The following is a 2123-nucleotide window of genomic DNA, read 5'->3' as shown; positions in this document are numbered from 1 at the left end:
CCAGTATTCTGTTGCTGGACTGAAGACTCAGCAAGCTGCATCCCTTGCTGAGCGAGCATCTCCCTCAAACGAGGTAAGGTTTGTTCAATAACCTCTCTCGCTTGTTGACTACCGACAGTAAAGTGCACGTTCGCCACGTCATTATTCATGGTCATGCGAATTTTCATCTGCCCCAACTCTGGTGGGTCAAGACGGATATCCAAGCTCTTGAGATTCTTAGACATCATCATTTGGACTTTTTCCGCCACCTGGTCGTTCGCTAACTCTTTAGTGAGTTGCAAAGGTGCCTGTTGAGCCGCTTGAATTTCAGCTCGCGTAGGTGCTGAACCCACCGTAGCTGTACCTTGTGCGCCAGCGGCCGAGGCTATCTGCTGAGCAAAGGTCGAATCTTTAGAATCTTCTTTAGCACCGGCTTTGCCCAAACCAGACAATGCCGCGGCACCTGCGCCCGCTTTAAGAAGCGCATCAGTAGAGCCTGCTTTTGTAGTGACTGGCGCTGCATTCATCGCGATCCCTTGCGCGGTTAAAGCTGGATCCAACGTTGCTTGCTGCTGAGGTGAAGCAACATTAGCTTGTTGAGCGGCTGCATGTGCATTGTTGGCGTGCAGCATTGCTGCCTTATCCGTAAGAGCATTGTTTGTTGATTGAGAAGCGGCCTGCGCTGACACTTGTTGTGCAGCCGTCGCTACAGCTGCTGTTGATGCCGCCGCAGCTAAAGCTTTAGTTTCGCTTGAATCCGTATTATCCCAATCAATAGCAGCGGGTTCACCAGACGCGCTATTCACAGCCGGAGCTTGATTTAGCAAAGCCGTTGCTTGTTGTTGAACGTTAGTGAGCTGTTGATTCAACAGGTCTAAGTTAGAGGTCGCTTTAGCCAAAGCGGCTTGCTCATCAACCGTCAACTTAGCACCACTTTGTTGCTTCTTAAGCAAGCTATCGACAACAGACTGTTCTGATTCGATTTGTCCATTCAATTGTTTTAGTGCTTTGGTATGGGCATCAACCTGCTTGGCGAGTTCAATATCCGCAGCTGAGATCGCTTGGCTCTGTTCGGCCACCGCGGCGCTAGCCGCATTCTTTTGACTCAGCTCTCGGTTCATACTGGCTTCAATTTGTTCTGGAGTGACGCCTTTATCCATCAACTGTCGGATTTCATCATCAGTCAGCTGAGACACCCCCTTACCTCCGGTAAGAACAGCGATTTCAGAATCCACCTCAAGACTATTCTCTTGGATTGCTGCATTCGTTTGTTGTCTCGCCTCATCCGTAACGGAGGCTACTGCAACTGAAGCACCGGAGATATTACCTTGGGCGTTATCTACCTGACCTTGCTGAGGCAAGCCTTTGCCGTTTGACGCTTGATTTAGAGTTTTGTTTGCCTCATCCAATTGACCAAGCAATTTATTGCCTTCATTCATCGCTGCATTAGCTTGCGATGCTTGCGTAGAGCCATCTACAGCTGATGTACCCTGAGTTTGGGATTGAGCAACCTGTTCTTTAGAATCATTCGTCGTAACCTGCGCATCTTTACCATCCGCCTTATCAGCGACAGTGCTATCAGTGCCCGAATTGGCTTTGAGCTTAGCCTCAGTTCCAGACACAGCCTCTGCAGATGTTTCCTCAGCAGCTTTCTCGCCTTCTACTTCTGAAGCTGCTTGCTTGCTTTGCGCTTCGCTTACTTCGTCAGTAGCCTTTGATTCAGCTGAATCACCTTTGTTCGCTTCGGCTGACGCTTCACCTTCGGTAGAGGCCTGTTTAGCATCAGGCTTCGCGGTGCTTTCTGTGTCTTTTGCTGCGACTTTACTGTCACTTTCTTCAAAGCCTAGTGCTTCTTTGAAAGACTCAAAGAAACCTTTAGAGTCTCCAGTTTCTTCTACCTTTGAAGAGGCAGAACCGGAGTCCAACAACGATGACGTTTTGTTGGTCGCTGAATTTGAGGAAAGACTAACATTCATATATACAAGCTCTATCTACTAGCTTTGCTGCCTTGAATCAGACAACAAAAAGAAAGTCGGGTGCTTTTTATGCCTTTGGTGAGCATAACTCGCAATTTGATATAAAACAGAGCAAGAAACATGCCTATAAGTTTTAAGTCTGCCATCTGCAGAGCAACACTTGCGTCA

The 2123-nt window shown here is 48.2% G+C and carries 1 protein-coding gene; it reads right to left on the bottom strand.

Annotated features, from left to right (window positions below; all coding sequences use genetic code 11):
* Nucleotides 1-1955 (bottom strand): flagellar hook-length control protein FliK (locus tag AB4653_RS23735; protein ID WP_372105475.1); only part of this gene is annotated, 1955 nt, incomplete at its 3' end.
* Nucleotides 1956-2123 lie beyond the last annotated feature (168 nt).

Origin of the sequence: Vibrio sp. 10N.222.48.A3, assembly GCF_041475345.1 — a bacterium.
Lineage (GTDB): Bacteria > Pseudomonadota > Gammaproteobacteria > Enterobacterales > Vibrionaceae > Vibrio > Vibrio tasmaniensis_A.
The sequence above is the reverse complement of the archived record's forward strand: the minus strand, read 5'-3'. Positions and strand labels throughout refer to the sequence as shown.